Annotated in this window: 14 protein-coding genes; 7 read left to right on the top strand and 7 right to left on the bottom strand. The window is 66.4% G+C overall.

Features of this window, described 5'->3' with window-relative positions:
- Nucleotides 1-459 precede the first annotated feature (459 nt).
- The 3 genes from AC5P7U_RS02400 to AC5P7U_RS02390 are packed head-to-tail and all read left to right on the top strand — an operon-like array spanning nucleotide 460 to nucleotide 1,996.
- Entirely contained in the window at nucleotides 460-1,089 is a 630-nt protein-coding gene (locus AC5P7U_RS02400; RefSeq protein ID WP_006449975.1) for a superoxide dismutase, read from the top strand.
- Complete coding sequence (locus tag AC5P7U_RS02395) at nucleotides 1,086-1,661, top strand: flavin reductase (RefSeq protein WP_197564157.1); 576 nt, start codon at nucleotides 1,086-1,088, stop codon at nucleotides 1,659-1,661. Before AC5P7U_RS02400 ends, AC5P7U_RS02395 begins: the two co-directional genes overlap by 4 nt.
- On the top strand, nucleotides 1,661-1,996 hold the full coding sequence (locus AC5P7U_RS02390) for a tetratricopeptide repeat protein (RefSeq protein WP_008267331.1): 336 nt from the start codon (nucleotides 1,661-1,663) through the stop codon (nucleotides 1,994-1,996). Before AC5P7U_RS02395 ends, AC5P7U_RS02390 begins: the two co-directional genes overlap by 1 nt.
- Nucleotides 1,997-2,001: 5 nt before the next feature.
- Here the strand turns inward: AC5P7U_RS02390 and AC5P7U_RS02385 are convergent, their stop codons facing one another.
- Together AC5P7U_RS02385 and AC5P7U_RS02380 are read right to left on the bottom strand one after the other, a co-directional pair.
- Nucleotides 2,002-3,150, bottom strand: a complete 1,149-nt coding sequence (locus AC5P7U_RS02385; protein WP_006450039.1) for a fatty acid desaturase family protein — start codon at nucleotides 3,148-3,150, stop codon at nucleotides 2,002-2,004.
- An 11-nt stretch (nucleotides 3,151-3,161) separates the two neighbouring features.
- Nucleotides 3,162-4,232 (bottom strand): ferredoxin reductase, encoded by a 1,071-nt coding sequence (locus AC5P7U_RS02380; protein ID WP_495220750.1) that lies wholly within the window; start codon nucleotides 4,230-4,232, stop codon nucleotides 3,162-3,164.
- A gap of 92 nt (nucleotides 4,233-4,324) precedes the next feature.
- Here AC5P7U_RS02380 and fabR point away from each other — a divergent pair, with 92 nt between their 5' ends.
- From fabR to AC5P7U_RS02365, 3 genes are all read left to right on the top strand, one after another.
- On the top strand, nucleotides 4,325-4,981 hold the full coding sequence (gene fabR / locus AC5P7U_RS02375; protein ID WP_008267228.1) for an HTH-type transcriptional repressor FabR: 657 nt from the start codon (nucleotides 4,325-4,327) through the stop codon (nucleotides 4,979-4,981).
- Nucleotides 4,982-5,198: 217 nt separating this feature from the next.
- On the top strand, nucleotides 5,199-7,358 hold the full coding sequence (locus tag AC5P7U_RS02370; RefSeq protein WP_197564159.1) for a TonB-dependent receptor plug domain-containing protein: 2,160 nt from the start codon (nucleotides 5,199-5,201) through the stop codon (nucleotides 7,356-7,358).
- Nucleotides 7,348-7,896: a thioredoxin-like domain-containing protein gene (locus AC5P7U_RS02365; protein ID WP_197564160.1), complete on the top strand. Its 549-nt coding sequence runs from the start codon at nucleotides 7,348-7,350 to the stop codon at nucleotides 7,894-7,896. Before AC5P7U_RS02370 ends, AC5P7U_RS02365 begins: the two co-directional genes overlap by 11 nt.
- Before the next feature lie 80 nt (nucleotides 7,897-7,976).
- Here the strand turns inward: AC5P7U_RS02365 and mntR are convergent, their stop codons facing one another.
- Nucleotides 7,977-8,447: a manganese-binding transcriptional regulator MntR gene (gene mntR / locus AC5P7U_RS02360; RefSeq protein ID WP_005409965.1), complete on the bottom strand. Its 471-nt coding sequence runs from the start codon at nucleotides 8,445-8,447 to the stop codon at nucleotides 7,977-7,979.
- 117 nt (nucleotides 8,448-8,564) lie between these two features.
- On the opposite strand from mntR, the gene AC5P7U_RS02355 reads away from it, so the two are divergent.
- Entirely contained in the window at nucleotides 8,565-9,896 is a 1,332-nt protein-coding gene (locus AC5P7U_RS02355) for an Nramp family divalent metal transporter (protein ID WP_197564161.1), read from the top strand.
- 111 nt (nucleotides 9,897-10,007) lie between these two features.
- Here the strand turns inward: AC5P7U_RS02355 and AC5P7U_RS02350 are convergent, their stop codons facing one another.
- The 4 genes from AC5P7U_RS02350 to AC5P7U_RS02335 form a co-directional block, all read right to left on the bottom strand.
- Nucleotides 10,008-10,334, bottom strand: coding sequence for a thioredoxin family protein (locus tag AC5P7U_RS02350; RefSeq protein WP_006450185.1), 327 nt, complete (start codon nucleotides 10,332-10,334; stop codon nucleotides 10,008-10,010).
- Nucleotides 10,306-10,785 carry a flavodoxin gene (locus AC5P7U_RS02345; RefSeq protein ID WP_197564170.1) on the bottom strand — a complete coding sequence of 160 codons (480 nt, stop codon included), beginning with the start codon at nucleotides 10,783-10,785 and terminating at the stop codon, nucleotides 10,306-10,308. Before AC5P7U_RS02345 ends, AC5P7U_RS02350 begins: the two co-directional genes overlap by 29 nt.
- A gap of 13 nt (nucleotides 10,786-10,798) precedes the next feature.
- On the bottom strand, nucleotides 10,799-11,839 hold the full coding sequence (locus AC5P7U_RS02340) for a ribonucleotide-diphosphate reductase subunit beta (protein WP_049457400.1): 1,041 nt from the start codon (nucleotides 11,837-11,839) through the stop codon (nucleotides 10,799-10,801).
- A 61-nt stretch (nucleotides 11,840-11,900) separates the two neighbouring features.
- Complete coding sequence (locus AC5P7U_RS02335) at nucleotides 11,901-14,264, bottom strand: ribonucleoside-diphosphate reductase subunit alpha (RefSeq protein WP_197565053.1); 2,364 nt, start codon at nucleotides 14,262-14,264, stop codon at nucleotides 11,901-11,903.
- Nucleotides 14,265-14,457 lie beyond the last annotated feature (193 nt).

Below are 14,457 nucleotides of genomic sequence, written 5' to 3'. Positions count from 1 at the left end.
CTTTTGTTGATATCGGTTGTGGCGGCGGGAGGGGCCGGCCGGGACACGCCGTAAACCCATGCTTGGGGGGTCGATGGCGCCATCCATGGCGCCAACGGTCCCGGCCAGCCCCGCCCCCCGCCACCGGACGGTTTCCTGCGAGCGCGGGCAGCGCATCAGCGCGCCGGTGAGGGTTCGGAAATCGGGTACTGGTAGTGCCGGCTGCTGGCCGGCAACCCGACCTTCGTTGATTGCCGGCCAGCGGCCGGCGCTACCACGTCGCTCCTGCTCCTGCCTTTGATCCCGTCTCCGCGCCAGCGCAGGGAGCTTTCCTGCAGGGGCAGATGGGTCAGCGCAGGACGTTGGCGCCATGGATGGCGCCAACGAGTCAATCCCGTCTCTTGACCTCAACCAATGTTGAGGTGCGATAACGATCTCCCCACGGCCAGCCCCCTGGCCTTCCCCACGGAGATTGCTTCGATGTCGTACTCGCTTCCCCCGCTCCCCTACGCCTATGACGCCCTCGAGCCGCACTTCGATGCGCGCACGATGGAGATCCACCACGGCAAGCACCACCAGACCTATGTCAACAACCTCAATGCCGCCCTTGAGCAGGCCGGCATCGCCGCGCAACCGGTCGAGGTGCTGATCGCCAACCTCGATGCCGTGCCCGAGGCGCAGCGCGGCGCGGTCCGCAACAATGGCGGTGGCCACGCCAACCACAGCTTGTTCTGGACCGTGCTCAGCGCCAGCGGCGGCACCCCTGATGACGAACTCGCTGCGGCGATCGATCGCGATCTCGGCGGCTACGATGCCTTCAAGCAGGCCTTCAGCAAGGCCGCGCAGACGCGCTTCGGCAGCGGCTGGGCGTGGTTGACCACTGATCGCGACGGTCGCCTGCAGGTTGAAAGCAGCGCCAACCAGGACAGCCCGCTGATGGGCGCAGCGGTCGGCCTGTCCGGCAACACCCCGATCCTGGCGCTGGATGTGTGGGAGCACGCCTACTACCTGCATTACCAGAACCGTCGCCCGGACTACATCGGTGCGTTCTTCAACATCATCAACTGGGCCGAGGTCGGCCGGCGCTACCGCCAGGCCCGGGCCTCATGAGCGGCGAGACACTGCCGTACGCCGGGCCGTGGGCGGGGGTGTTCCCCGCCCCAGCCCCGGTGCCGTCGGTCGGGATGCCGCCGCGTGCACTGCGGCGGCTGCTCGGCCATTTCCCCACGGGCGTAGCGATCGTCTGCGCGCGCGACGCGCAGGGCAAACCGGTCGGCCTGACCATCAGCTCGTTCGTGCCGGTATCGCTGCAGCCACCGCTGGTGCTATGGAACCTGGCGCTGCATGCGCAGAGCCTGTCCACCTTCCAGCGCGCCACCCGCTTTGCGATCAGCGTGCTGGCAGCCGACCAGGAAGCGTTGGCACGGCGCTTCGCCGATCCACAGGTGCGCGACCGTTTCGACGGCCTGCCACTGCTGGAGGATGACGAAGACGCCCCGCCGCGCATTGCCGGTGCGGTGGCCCACCTCACCTGTACCCGCCACGCGCAATGGCCGGTGGGTGATCACCTGCTGCTGGCCGGCCGCATCATCGATGTCCACGAGAGCGGGGGCGCGCCCCTGCTGTTCCATCGCGGCCGTTTCCAGCCGGGACCGCAGGAATTGTTGCAGGAGGTGCGCTGATGAACATCGAGGCCCTGGAATGCATGCTGGCCAGCGGCAAGGACGGCGCGCTGCTGCGCTTCGGCCTGGGCAAGGGCTGGCTGGATGCGGGCAACCCGGTGCGCGCGGCGACCCATCTGGGCCGCTGCGTGGTGCTCGATCCGCAGTATTCGGCAGCGTGGAAGCTGCTGGGCAAGGCGTGGCTGGCCAGTGGCCAGCCGCAGGCGGCGCGCGAGGCGTGGCAGCGCGGGCTGAGCGTGGCCGGCAGCAAGGGCGACCAGCAGGCGCGCAAGGAAATGCAGGTGTTCCTGCGTCGCCTGGACCGCGAACAGGCGGCCCTGGCGAAGGCGGGCTGAGTGGATCAGCCCGCGTTGGCCGATGCCGGTGCGGACAGGATGTCCGCCATCGGCAGGCGGCGCGGCTTGCTCGGGAACGCGTGGCGCAGGATGCGCCAGACCACCTGGCCGAACTGGCGCGGCAGCGAGCCGTTGTTGTAGTGCTGGCCGTAGCGACGGCAGATGTCCTTCACTTCCTTGGCGATGGCCGCATAACGGTTGGCCGGCAGGTCCGGGTAGAAGTGGTGTTCGATCTGGTGGCTGAGGTTGCCCGACAGCACGTTGATCAGGAAACCACCGCTGATGTTGGACGAACCACGCAGCTGGCGCAGGTACCAGTGGCCACGCGATTCATTGCGCAGGCATTCCTTCGGGAAGGTTTCCGATTCGGCGGTGAAGTGGCCGCAGAAGATGATCACGTAGGTCCAGATGTTGCGCAGGCCGTTGGCCACCATGTTGCCCAGCATCACGGTGAGGAAGAACGGGCCGGCCAGCAGCGGGAAGAACACGTAGTCCTTCAGCACCTGGCGGGCCATCTTGCGCGCCACCGGGCGGGTCTGCAGCCACATCGCACGGGCACTCATGCGGCCTTTCAGCCAGCGGCCCAGGCGCAGGTCCTGCGCGGCCACGCCCCACTGGAACAGCAGCGCGAAGATCGGCGCGATGATCGGCTGCAGCAGGTAGAACGGCTTCCAGCGCTGTTCCGGGAAGATGCGCAGCAGGCCATAGCCGATGTCATCGTCCATGCCACGCACGTTGGTGTAGGTGTGATGGCGGAAGTTGTGGGTCTTGCGCCAGTTGTCGGCGGTGGCAACGATATCCCACTCGTAGGTGTTGCCATTGAGCTTGGGATCGCCGGTCCAGTCGAACTGGCCGTGCATGACGTTGTGGCCGAGCTCCATGTTTTCCAGGATCTTCGACAGCGCCAGCAGCAGCGTGCCGGTAATCGCGGCCGGCCACAGCAGCGGCATCCAGAACAGCGGCGAGAACGCGGCCAGGAACAGCAGGCCACGGCCACCCACGCCGAACCAGCGCACGGCGGCGGCCACGCGGCGGATGTAACGGGTATCGGAGGCGCCCAGGCTGCCGATCACACGGTCGCGGATCGCGTCGAGCTCCTCGCCGAAGGCATGCATCTCGGCAGTACTCAGGGCACGGTCGGTAGCGCGGGTCATGGCAGGCGTCCTCAGAGATCCAGGGTCAGGTCGGTGGTCGGCGCACTCACGCAGATCCGCACCGGCTGCGCCGAGTCGGACTGCAGGTCGCCGGTGCGCAGGTGGCGGGTAGCGCCACTGACGCGATCACAGGTGCAGGTGTTGCAGATGCCCATGCGGCAGCCGTGCCTGGGCTTGATGCCGTGGGCTTCGAGGCTTTCCAGCAGCGAACGTCCACGCGGCACGCTCAGCTGGCGGCCACTGCGTGCCAGCGTCAACGACACTTCGCCTTCGCTGCTGGCGTCAAGCAACGGCGCCGGCGGGGTGAAGGCCTCGGCCTGGAAGCCCGCCACCTGATGCGCCAGGCGTTCGCGTGCGGCGGCGACGAACCCATCCGGGCCGCAGGCCAGCACATGGCGCTGTGCCAGCGGCGTGTCATCGCCGGGCCCCTGCAGGTCATGGCTGCCGATGCGCGCGGCCGGGATGTCGCCTTCGCGGGTGGTCAGCAGATGCACGCGCAGATTCGGCTGCGCTGCGGCCAGCGCCTGCAGTTCATCACGGAACTGCAGGTGGGCAGTGGTGCGCTCCCAGTAGAACAGGTCGACCGGCGCCGCCAATGGACGCTGGCAGGCCTCGCGCAGCAGGCTGCGCATCGGCGTGATGCCACTGCCGGCAGCCAGCAGCAGCACCGGGGCGGCGGCGGGCATGTGGAACTCGCCGAACGCGGCATCGACACGGAACAGCTCGCCCGGGCGTGCGTGATGGACCAGATGCTGGCTGATCCTGCCGCCCTCGACCGCCTTGACGGTAATCGCCAGTTCGCGCCGTCCCAACACGGTGGGGCTGTAGCTGCGCTGCCACACGCGACCTTCAATTTCCACGCTCAGGGTCACGTGCTGGCCGGCGCGCATGCCGGCCCAGTGCCGGTTGGTGCGCAGCACCAGGGTTGCCGCGCCCTCGCCGGCCGGCTCACGCCGCACCAGGCGGGCCATCGGCTCACGCAGGGTCCACAGAGGATTCAGCTGACCTGCCCAGAAATCGAACAGCGTCGGCGACACCCAGCGGTGCGGGGAAAACAGGGAAGGACGGACGACAGCGCTCATGGGGGCACTATACGGGCGCACATACACCTGTGTATACATGTGTATATTGAACCGGATTGGGTATGATTCAGCCTTGTCCCACCGGAACACCCATGGCCGCCGCCACCGCCCTGACGCCGAACGAAGATGCCAACAGCCCGACCCGCCGAACGGTGAGCCGCGAGGATCTGCTGGCTGCCGCGCTGAAGCTGATCGGGCCGCACCGCAGCCTGTCCACGCTGAGCCTGCGTGAAGTGGCCCGCGAGGCGGGCATCGCCCCGAACAGCTTCTATCGGCAGTTCCGCGACATGGACGAACTGGCCGTGGCCCTGATCGACGTGGCCGGCCGCTCGCTGCGCACCATCATCGGCGAAGCCCGCCAGCGCGCCACCTCCAGCGCCACCAGCGTGGTGCGCGTGTCGGTGGAGACCTTCATGGAGCAGCTGCGTGCCGACGACAAGCTGCTGCACGTGCTGCTGCGCGAAGGCGCGGTCGGCTCGGACGATTTCAAGCACGCCGTCGAGCGTGAGCTGCACTATTTCGAGGAAGAGCTGCAGCACGACCTGGTGCGCCTGGCCGCCCTCGACGGCGCGGTCCTGCACAAGCCGGAACTGGTCTCGATGGCGATCACCCGCCTGGTGTTCGCGATGGGCGCGTCGGCCATGGACCAACCTCCGGAGAACGACCCGGAACTGGTCGAGCAGATCTCTACGATGATCCGCATGATCATCGTCGGCGCCCGCACCCCCGCCGCCTTCCGCCGCGGCTGACAAGACGCGAAGCGTGCATCGCGCTACATGACCACCGGCAGGGTCGCGGCTTCGATATGTAATGTTATAACACCAGCATGATCCACCCCGGATGCCTGGTGCGCCAGAATTGCTGCTGCTTCGTTATATAGCTCTTGCTATATCTATAAGCCACTGCTTTCATATGCCCCAGCCAGGTCGCCCTCGCCGCCTTTCCTCCCCCAAGGACGACACCCTCATGCACGTTGCCACCCCGCTCTTCCATCGGCTGCCCCTGGCCGCCGCCATCGCCCTGATCCTGCCGCTGCCGGCGCTGGCCGCCTCACCGAAGCCGACCGAACTGGACCGCGTGCAGGTCAAGGTCAGTACCGCCACCCGCAGCGAACGCCTGCTGTCGGACGTGCCGATCCGCACCGAGGTCCTGCGCAAGGAAGACATCGCACTGCGTGCGGCCACCGACTTCTCGCGTGCCGCCGAACTGATCAACGGCCTGCGCGTGGAGAGCAACTGCCAGAACTGCAACACCAGTGAAGTGCAGCTGCTGGGCCTGCCCGGTGCCTACAACCAGCTCTTGTTCGATGGCATTCCGCTGCTGTCCACACTGGGCAGCGTGTACGGGCTGGAACAGATTCCGGCCGGCTTCGTCGACCGCATCGAAGTGGTCAAGGGCGGTGGCTCGGCGCTGTATGGCCCGGGCGCGGTGGCCGGCGTGATCAACCTGATCCCACCGCTGCCGGCGCGCAGTGGGGGGCATGTGCAGGCCGGCGTGGATGTATTGAAGGGCACGCCGCAGAAGAACGCCGATGTGCGCCTGGACCTGGTCGCCAAAGATTCCGACGCCGGGCTGTCGGTGATCGCACAGCGCAACTGGAACAGCGGCATCGACTACAACGGCGACGGCTATACCGAGATCACCCGCAAGAACCTCAAGGTCGGCGGGCTGCAGGCCTGGTACTCACCCACGCCGGGCACGCGGCTGCGCCTGGACCTGCAGGTAACTGATGAAACCCGCCGCGGCGGCAACCGCCTGGACCAGCCCGAGTACCTGGCCAACATCGCCGAATCGCTGGATACGAAGTACCGCCGTGGCAGCATTTCCTGGGATCAGGAAATCAACGCCGACGTCGATTTCCGTCTGGCCTATGCCTTCGCCGATATTGATCGCGACAGCTTCTATGGCGGCCTCGGCGACGTGGTCACCGATCCATCGGCGCCGGGCTATGACCCGTCGCAGCTGGACCCGAACGTGGCCGGCAGTGCCGCCTCGCGTTCGTGGCGCCAGTACGGCCGCACCCACAACCCGCTGCACTACATCGACAGCCAGTTGAACTGGCGACTGGGCGCGCACACGTTGGCCTTCGGTGTGCAGTACAAGCATGAGGCGCTGCGCGACGACAACCGCAACGGCGCCGGGCAGCGCCTTGCGGTACTGGAGGATGCGAGCTTCCACAACCTGGGCGCCTTCGTCCAGGACGAGTGGAGCCTGCATGACAACGTCGACCTTGTACTCGGCGCGCGCGTGGACAAGAGCTCCGAACTGGACAATGCGGTGTTCTCGCCGCGCATCGCCTTGGCCTGGCAGGCCACCCCGAACCTGAAGTGGCGCGCCGGCATCGCCACCGGTTTCCGTGCACCGGAAATCTTCGTCGAGGACGTGCATGTGGATACCCTCGGCGGCGAGCAGGTGCGCGTGCACAACACCGACGGGCTGAAGGAAGAACGCGCGTTGACCACGCTGTTCGGCTTCGATTGGCGGTCGGACCCGGCCAACCCGGTCTGGAGCTGGGATGCCACCGCCTCGTATGCGCGCATCCGCGACACCTTCGCGCTGGGCGAGATCCAGCGCGGTGATGACGGCCAGCTGGGCCAGCTGCGCTACAACGCCTCCGGCTCGAACGTGCTGGGCGCGGAAACCAACCTCGGCTGGCAACCCACGCCGCAGTGGCGGCTGACCGCCGGTGCCTCGTGGTATCGCTCGCGCTTCCGCGAACCGCAGCGCATCTTCGACGACACCGGCGAGGGCGGCGGCACCATCATCGAGAGCCGCGATTACCTGAAGACACCGCGTTGGACCGGGCTGGCCCAGCTCAGCTGGATGCCTGCCGAGCCATGGGAAACCTTCGTGGCACTGCGCCATACCGGCCCGATGTCGGTGCTGAACAACCGGCTGGGCGAACTGCATCGCACCCGCGCATTCCTGGTCACCGATCTCGGTGCGCGCTGGCACCGGCATCTGGGCGCACAGGCGCTGCAGGAAGTGTCGGTGGCGGCAGGCGTCAAGAATGTGTTCGACCAGCGCCAGAAGGACCTGGAAACCGGTGCACTGCGTGACAGCGACTACGTCTACGGGCCGCGCTTTGCGCGCTCGTGGTACGTCAACCTGCGCTATGCGTTCTGACGCACTGCGAACACTGTTGCTGGCTGGCGCGTTGCTGCTCGCCGTGCCGGCGATGGCGACGGACCTGCACGCGCAGGTTTCGGCCTCGTTGATGCGGCCCGAGCAGCGCTCACTGCGGCCGATGCAGTGGCCGGCGCCGCCAAAACTGGTGGCACTGTATTTCGGTGCCGACTGGTGCGGGCCCTGCCATGCCTTCGTGCCGACCCTGCGCAGCGTACGCGATGCCCTGCGCGAGGCCGGCGCCGATACCGAAGTGGTGTACGTCAGCCTGGACGAAAGCGAGGCCGCGCTGCGGCGCTACATGCACGCGCAGGCCATGCCGTGGCCGGTGCTGGACCCGCACCGCGCCAGGCGGATGCCCGCGCTGCAGGCCCTGGCGGGGCTGGGCCCGCCCAATCTTGTGCTGATCGACGCCGATGGCAATGTGCTTGCCAATGGCTGGCAAGGCCGGCGCTACGAAGGACTGCAGCCGGTGTTGAAGGCATGGACGACGCAAGCGTGCGCGCAGCAGCAGGCGCGATGTCCGCCTGGATTGTAGGGTCGCGCGAACATCGGCTCTACAGAACACCTGATTCCGCCACCACACGGACACCCGCCGGGCATGGCCCGGCGCGTCCACTACAGCGCCCCGCCCTCAGCCTTGCGCACGAACGCCTCGAACAATGCCAGCGTCTGTTCGCTGACGTGGTGCTCGATGCCCTCGGCATCGCGGCGCGCGGTATCCGCGTCCACGCCCAGCGCCAGCAGGAAACGCTCCACGGTCTGATGGCGCTGGCGGCTGGCATGCGCCAGCGCCTCGCCTTCCGGGGTCAGGAACACGCCACGGTACGGCCGCTGCACCACCCAGCCGTCGCGGGCCAGGCGCCGCAGCATCTTCGCCACCGTCGGCTGGGCCACGCCCAGGCGGGTGGCGATGTCGACCTGGCGGGCCTCGCCGCCGTCGGCCAGCAGGTCCGAGATCAGCTCGACATAGTCCTCCACCAGCTCCATCCGGTGCGCCTCGCGCACTTGGCGGAAGCTCTCGACCTGGCGCTCGGCCTCGATCAAGGGGGTGCTCTTCAGCGATGTCGAATCGTCGGTCTTGCCCACGCCTGCGCCTGTCCTTCCGGTGTACTGCGGTGTTGAACCTGAATTCTGGACCAGTAACGCGATAAAGACGATTGTTTCACATTGCTAATGACTATAGCAGGAGCTATCTTTGGACCCATGAACACCCTGGCGCCCCGCGACCCTTCGGCCTCCACTCCGGCCAGCCTGGGCGCGCTCAACGCATCGGTGGCGGTGCCTGACAAGGGCCATTGGTGGTTCCGCCTGCTGGCCTTCCTCGGCCCGGGCTACATGATCTCGGTCGGCTACATGGACCCGGGCAACTGGGCCACCGATCTGGCCGGCGGCTCGCGCTTCGGCTACCTGCTGCTGTCGGTCATCCTCATTTCCAACCTGATGGCAGTGATCCTGCAGGCGCTGTCGGCGCGGCTGGGCATCGCCACCGGCATGGACCTGGCCCAGGCCTGCCGCGCGCGCTACCCGAAGCCGGTGAACCTGGCGCTGTGGGCGCTGTGCGAGGCGGCGATCATCGCCTGTGACCTGGCCGAGGTGATCGGCACGGCGATCGCGCTGAAGCTGCTGTTCGATCTGCCGCTGCTGTGGGGTGCGGTGATCACCGCACTTGATACGCTGCTGGTGCTGTTGCTGATGAACCGCGGCTTCCGTGCACTGGAAGCGTTCGTGATCGCGCTGCTGATGGTGATCTTCGCCTGCTTCGTGGTGCAGATCGCAATGGCCGCGCCACCGGTGATGGCGGTACTCGCCGGCTTCATCCCGCGTGCGCAGGTGGTGACCGATCCGCATGCGCTGTACATCGCCATCGGCATCATCGGCGCCACGGTGATGCCACACAACCTGTACCTGCATTCGTCCATCGTGCAGACCCGCGCCTACCCGCGCACCGATGAAGGGCGTCGCAGCGCGTTGCGTTGGGCGGTCACCGACAGCACCCTCGCGCTGACCCTCGCGCTGTTCATCAATGCCAGCATCCTGATCCTGGCGGCGGCGGTGTTCCATGCCAACGGCCGCTTTGATGTGGAAGACATCGAGCAGGCGCACCAGCTGCTGGCACCGATGCTGGGCGTGGGCGCGGCGGCCACCCTGTTCGCGATCGCCCTGCTGGCCTCGGGGCTGAACTCCACGGTGACCGCCACGCTGGCCGGGCAGATCGTGATGGAAGGCTTCCTGCACCTGCGCCTTCCGCCGTGGCTGCGGCGCTTGATCACCCGGGCGCTTGCGATCATTCCGGTGGTGGTGGTGATCGTGCTGTTCGGCGACCAGGGCGCGGTGAAGCTGCTGGTGCTGAGCCAGGTAGTGCTGTCGATGCAGCTGCCGTTCGCGATCATTCCGCTGGTGCGGATCGTCACCGACAAGATGACCATGGGCGCACTGGTGGCACCGCGCTGGCTGGGCAGCATCGCGTGGGTCATCGCCCTGGTGATCGTGGTGTTGAACGTGAAGCTGCTGGTGGATACCTTCGCCGGCCAGTAGATCCACGCCATGCGTGGATGTCTTTGTAGAGTCGAGCCATGCTCGACTCATCGCGCATCGCGCGAAAGGCAGTCGAGCATGGCTCGGCTCTACAAAAGCCGGGATCGCGGCCTACAGATACAACGCGATGGCCGCCTCGATCTGCTGCGGCGATTGGAATCCAGGCAGGCGCTGCCGCTCGTCGCCGTCACGGAACAGCGACAACGTCGGCGTCTGTCGCAGCCCCAGTTCCCTGAAGAACGCCTCGCCCAGCACCTCCAGCTGCACCCGCAACAGGGTCGTGCCCTGCCCCGCCACACTGTTCGCCACCCGATGCAGCGACATTTCCAGCATCCGGCATCCCGGGCACTGGTCCTTGTGGAAGTCCACCAGCACCCGCGGGTGCTCGGCCAGCAGCTGCTGGAACTGCTCAGGCGTGGTGGCGTCGATGATCTGCATCGGTGTTGCTCCAGTAATGGGCCAGGACCGCATCGGTCCAGGCCTCGATGGCCGCGGCATGGCGCTCGCCATGCGGCATCTGTTCGATCTCCAGCGGCGGGTAGTCGCTGCGGAAGTAACGGATCAAGCGGTGCACGGCGCCGCAGTAGTACTCCTGCCCCCACTGTGTCTCGCCGGTTCCGAACACCGCCAGCTGCCGCGGCCGCTCGCCGCGCTCGGCGATGCCGGCCACCCACGCCTTCATTTCCGCAGGCGTGCGGCCGGCGTTGTCGGTCCAGCAGCCCAGCAGCACCAGGTCGGCCTCGTCGGCCGCCAAGGACGGCGCCTGGCGCAGGTCATCCGCCTCCTGCCAGTGAACGACATGACCCGCAGCGCGGCAGCGCCCGGCGATCTGCCGGCCAAGCTCGCGGGTGTTGCCACTCAACGAGGCCACCACCAGCAGGATGCGCAGCGCCGCGCTGGGCTCAGAGGTCGTCGAAGCCGTTGTCGACGTTGGTCTTCTTGTAACTTGCATTGCGCATCTCGAAGAAGTCGGTCTTGGTCTCGGTGAAGTTGTCGGCGTAGGCCTTGATCCACGGCATCACGTTGTCGGTGGTGTCGCTGTACAGGCGCTCGATGCCGAGCATGCCGGCCATCTTGTTGGCCCGGTACTTCACGTAGCGCGTCATCTCCTCCACATCGATGCCGTCGATGCCATCCAGCACTTCCGAGGACCACTCGGTCTCCAGCTCGATGGCATGCTCGAACGCCTGGTGCACATAGGCGGTCAGCTCGTTGGTCTGCAGCTCCGGGTTCTCGCCGATGATGGCGCGGATCAGCTCGCTGATGAACTTGGTGTGGGCCAGCTCGTCGCGGTTGATGAAGCTGATGATCTTGCCGGTGCCGGTCATGCGGTTCTGCCGCACCATGTTGTAGAAGTACGCGAAACCGGAATAGAAGTTGATGCCTTCCAGGATCGAGGACTGGATCAGCGACTTCAGCAGCGTCTCGGCGGTCTTCTCGCGCATGAAGTCGTCATACGCGCCCATGATCGGCGCGTTGCGCTTGATGATGGTCGGATGGGTGCGCGCCAGCTCGAACACGCGGTTCTGGTTCGGCAGGTCGGTGATCGAGGCCAGCACATAGCTGTAGCTCTCGTTGTGGATCACCTCCTGCTGGCCGATGATCGCCGCGTTGGCATGCGCGGCCGGATCGGTGATGTACTCGGCCACGTTGTAGATGAAGCGGGTCTGCGGCGAATCCAGCGTGGCGAGCAGTCCGATGATCGAGTCGTAGGCATTCTTCTCGCGCCCGGACAGCTCGCCGTACTGGCGCGCGTCGGCTTTCATGTCGACTTCGTCGGGGATCCAGAAGTTGGTCGACAGTTCCTTGTAGGCCCGATAGAACGACGGATACGGAATGTCGTTCCAATTCAGGATGCCGCTGGTGCGTCCGTTGATGATGCCCGTGCTGCGGTTGGGATGACGCGGTTCCAGGATCTTGATGCGGTCGAGGGGGGTTGCCATGGTTTTCTGCCTTCGTTTTCTTTCTACCGTGTTGCCGGCCAGCGGCCGGCACTACCGTTGCTCAGCTCGCGCACCACTCGCATTCGCTGATGTCGATGTCGTTGGAGCGCACGTAGTAGGTGGTCTTCAAGCCTTCGCGCCACGCGCTCAGGTGCAGCTCCAGCAGCGTGCTGGCGCGGATCGTGCTGGGCACGTACAGGTTGAAGCTGATCGACTGGTCCAGGTGGCGCTGGCGGCGCGCGTTCTGGCGCACGCTGGCGAACTGGTCGACCTTGTAGGCGCCCTTTTCGTAGTACGGCCAGGTCTCCAGCGACAGGCCCGGCGCGGCCACCGGCCGCCGGAAGTCCTTCTTTTCCTCGTAGTAGAACGCGCTGTAGATCGGATCGATCGATGCGGTGGAACCGGCAATCTGCGCGGTGCTCATGTTCGGCGCCACCGCCAGCAGCCAGCCGTTGCGCAGGCCATGCGTGGCCACCTCGCGGGCCAGGCTGTCCCAGTCCGCGCCACTGTAGCCACGGTCACTGAAGTAGCGGCCGTTGTGCCAGTCGCTGCCGGCGAACATCGGGTAGCTGCCCTTCTCCTTGGCCAGCTGCGCGCTGGCCTGGATGGTCAGGAAGTTGATGCGCTCGTACAGGCGGTCGGCAAGCTGTTCGGCATCCGGCGATTCCCACTGGATCGCCTGCTGCGCCAGCAGGTGGTGCCAGCCGAAGGTGCCCAGGCCGATGGCGCGGTACTTGCGGTTGGTGATCGTGGCCTGCGGCACCGGCAACGCGTTGAGGTCGATCACGTTGTCGAGCATGCGCACCTGGATCGGGATCAGGCGCTCCAGCACGTCGGTGGCCAGCAGGTCATCCGGCGCACTGATCGCACGACCGAGGTTGATCGAGGACAGGTTGCAGACCACGAAGTCGCCCGCGCGGCGGGTGGTGACGATCTGGTCGCCGCTGACGATCTCCTGGATCATCCGCGTCGGGCTCATGTTCTGCAGGATCTCGGTGCACAGGTTGCTGGAATAGACCATGCCCGCGTGCTTGTTCGGGTTCTTGCGGTTGACCTCGTCGCGGTAGAACAGGAACGGGTTGCCGGTCTCCAGCTGGCTGAGCATGATCCGCTTGAACAGGTCGATCGCCTTCACCGTGCGGCGGCTGATGCGCTCATCGGCCACCAGTTCGGCATAGCGGTCGCGGAAGCTGCCCGAGCCACGCTTCTCATCGTAGAAGTCCTGCAGGTACCAGCCCTTGGCACTCTTCACTTCGTGCGGGTCGAACAGGTACCAGTCGGCACGGCGCTCGACCGCTTCCATGAACAGGTCCGGCACGCACACCGAAGTGAACACATCGTGCGCGCGCAGGCGCTGGTCACCATTGTTCAGGCGCAGATCCAGGAAGGCTTCAATGTCGCGGTGCCAGATGTCCAGGTACACCGCCACCGCGCCCTTGCGCTGGCCGAGCTGGTCGACCGAGACGGCGGTGTTGTTGAGCTGCTTGATCCACGGCACCACGCCACCGGAGGAATTGGGCACGCCACGGATCGGTGCGCCACTGCTGCGCACGTAGCCCAGATAGGCGCCCACACCACCACCGTGCTTGGACACGCGCGCGATATCGGTGTTGGAGTCATAGATGCCCTGCAGGCTGTCATCCACCGTGTCGATGAAGCAGCTGGACAGCTGGCCGCCGACCTTGCCGGCGTTGGCCAGGGTCGGCGTGGCCACCGTCATGTACAGGTTGGACAGCGCCCAGTAGGCCTCGCCGACCAGCTGCATGCGCCGCTCCCGCGGCTTTTCTTCCTGCATCAGGTACAGCGCGATGGTCAGCCAGCGCTCCTGCGGCAGTTCATAGACCTCGCGGCTGCGGTCGCTGGCCAGGTAACGCGTGGCCAGCAGGTACAGGCCGTTGTAGGCAAACAGGCGATCGCGTTCCGGCTCGATCATCTCGCCGGCCTGCTGCAGCTCTTCCTTGGAATAGCAGCGCAGGATGTCGTTGCTGTAGATGCCACGGTCGGCCAGGCTTTCCTGCAGGCCCACGTAGGAGCCGTACTTCAGGCTGACGTCGTAGAAGCGGTTGCGGCTGGCGCGCTTGTACAGGCGACGCAGGTAGATGCGTGCGGCGAACTGCTCCCACTCCGGCGCGACCAGATCCACGCGCGATTCGGCCTCGCGGATCAGCAGGTCGACCAGGTCATCGGCACTGAGGCTCGGCTTGCGCTCGACCATCGCCTGCACCACACGGCGATAGTCGCTCACATCCAGCTGCGGAAACTCCGCGTGCACCGTATCGATGCTGCGCTGCAGGCGCTCGGCGTCGAACGGCAGGCGGCGGTTGCCGGCTTCCTTGGTGATCCAGGTCGGCACGCGCTCGCCACCGGCGCGCAAAGCGTCGCCAGCGCCGGCCAGATCGGCCGCGCGGTAGGTGTTGTCGGTCATGGTCCTGCGTCTCCAGGCTCGCACGCACAGCGGCGTCGATGCCGTGGCAGCCCTGCACGCGATACCGGCGCACGGGGCGATCGGGGTGGGATGCCACCGCACGGGATCATCAGGTCGTCGGCAAGAGCCTGCGCCTGCGGCCGGTATCCGGGCCGTGGGGGGCGACCTGTGTCCGCGCGATGGCGGCCGCGTC

The sequence above is a fragment of the Stenotrophomonas sp. YJH_SMC_57 genome (assembly GCF_059369755.1).
The sequence above is the reverse complement of the archived record's forward strand: the minus strand, read 5'-3'. Positions and strand labels throughout refer to the sequence as shown.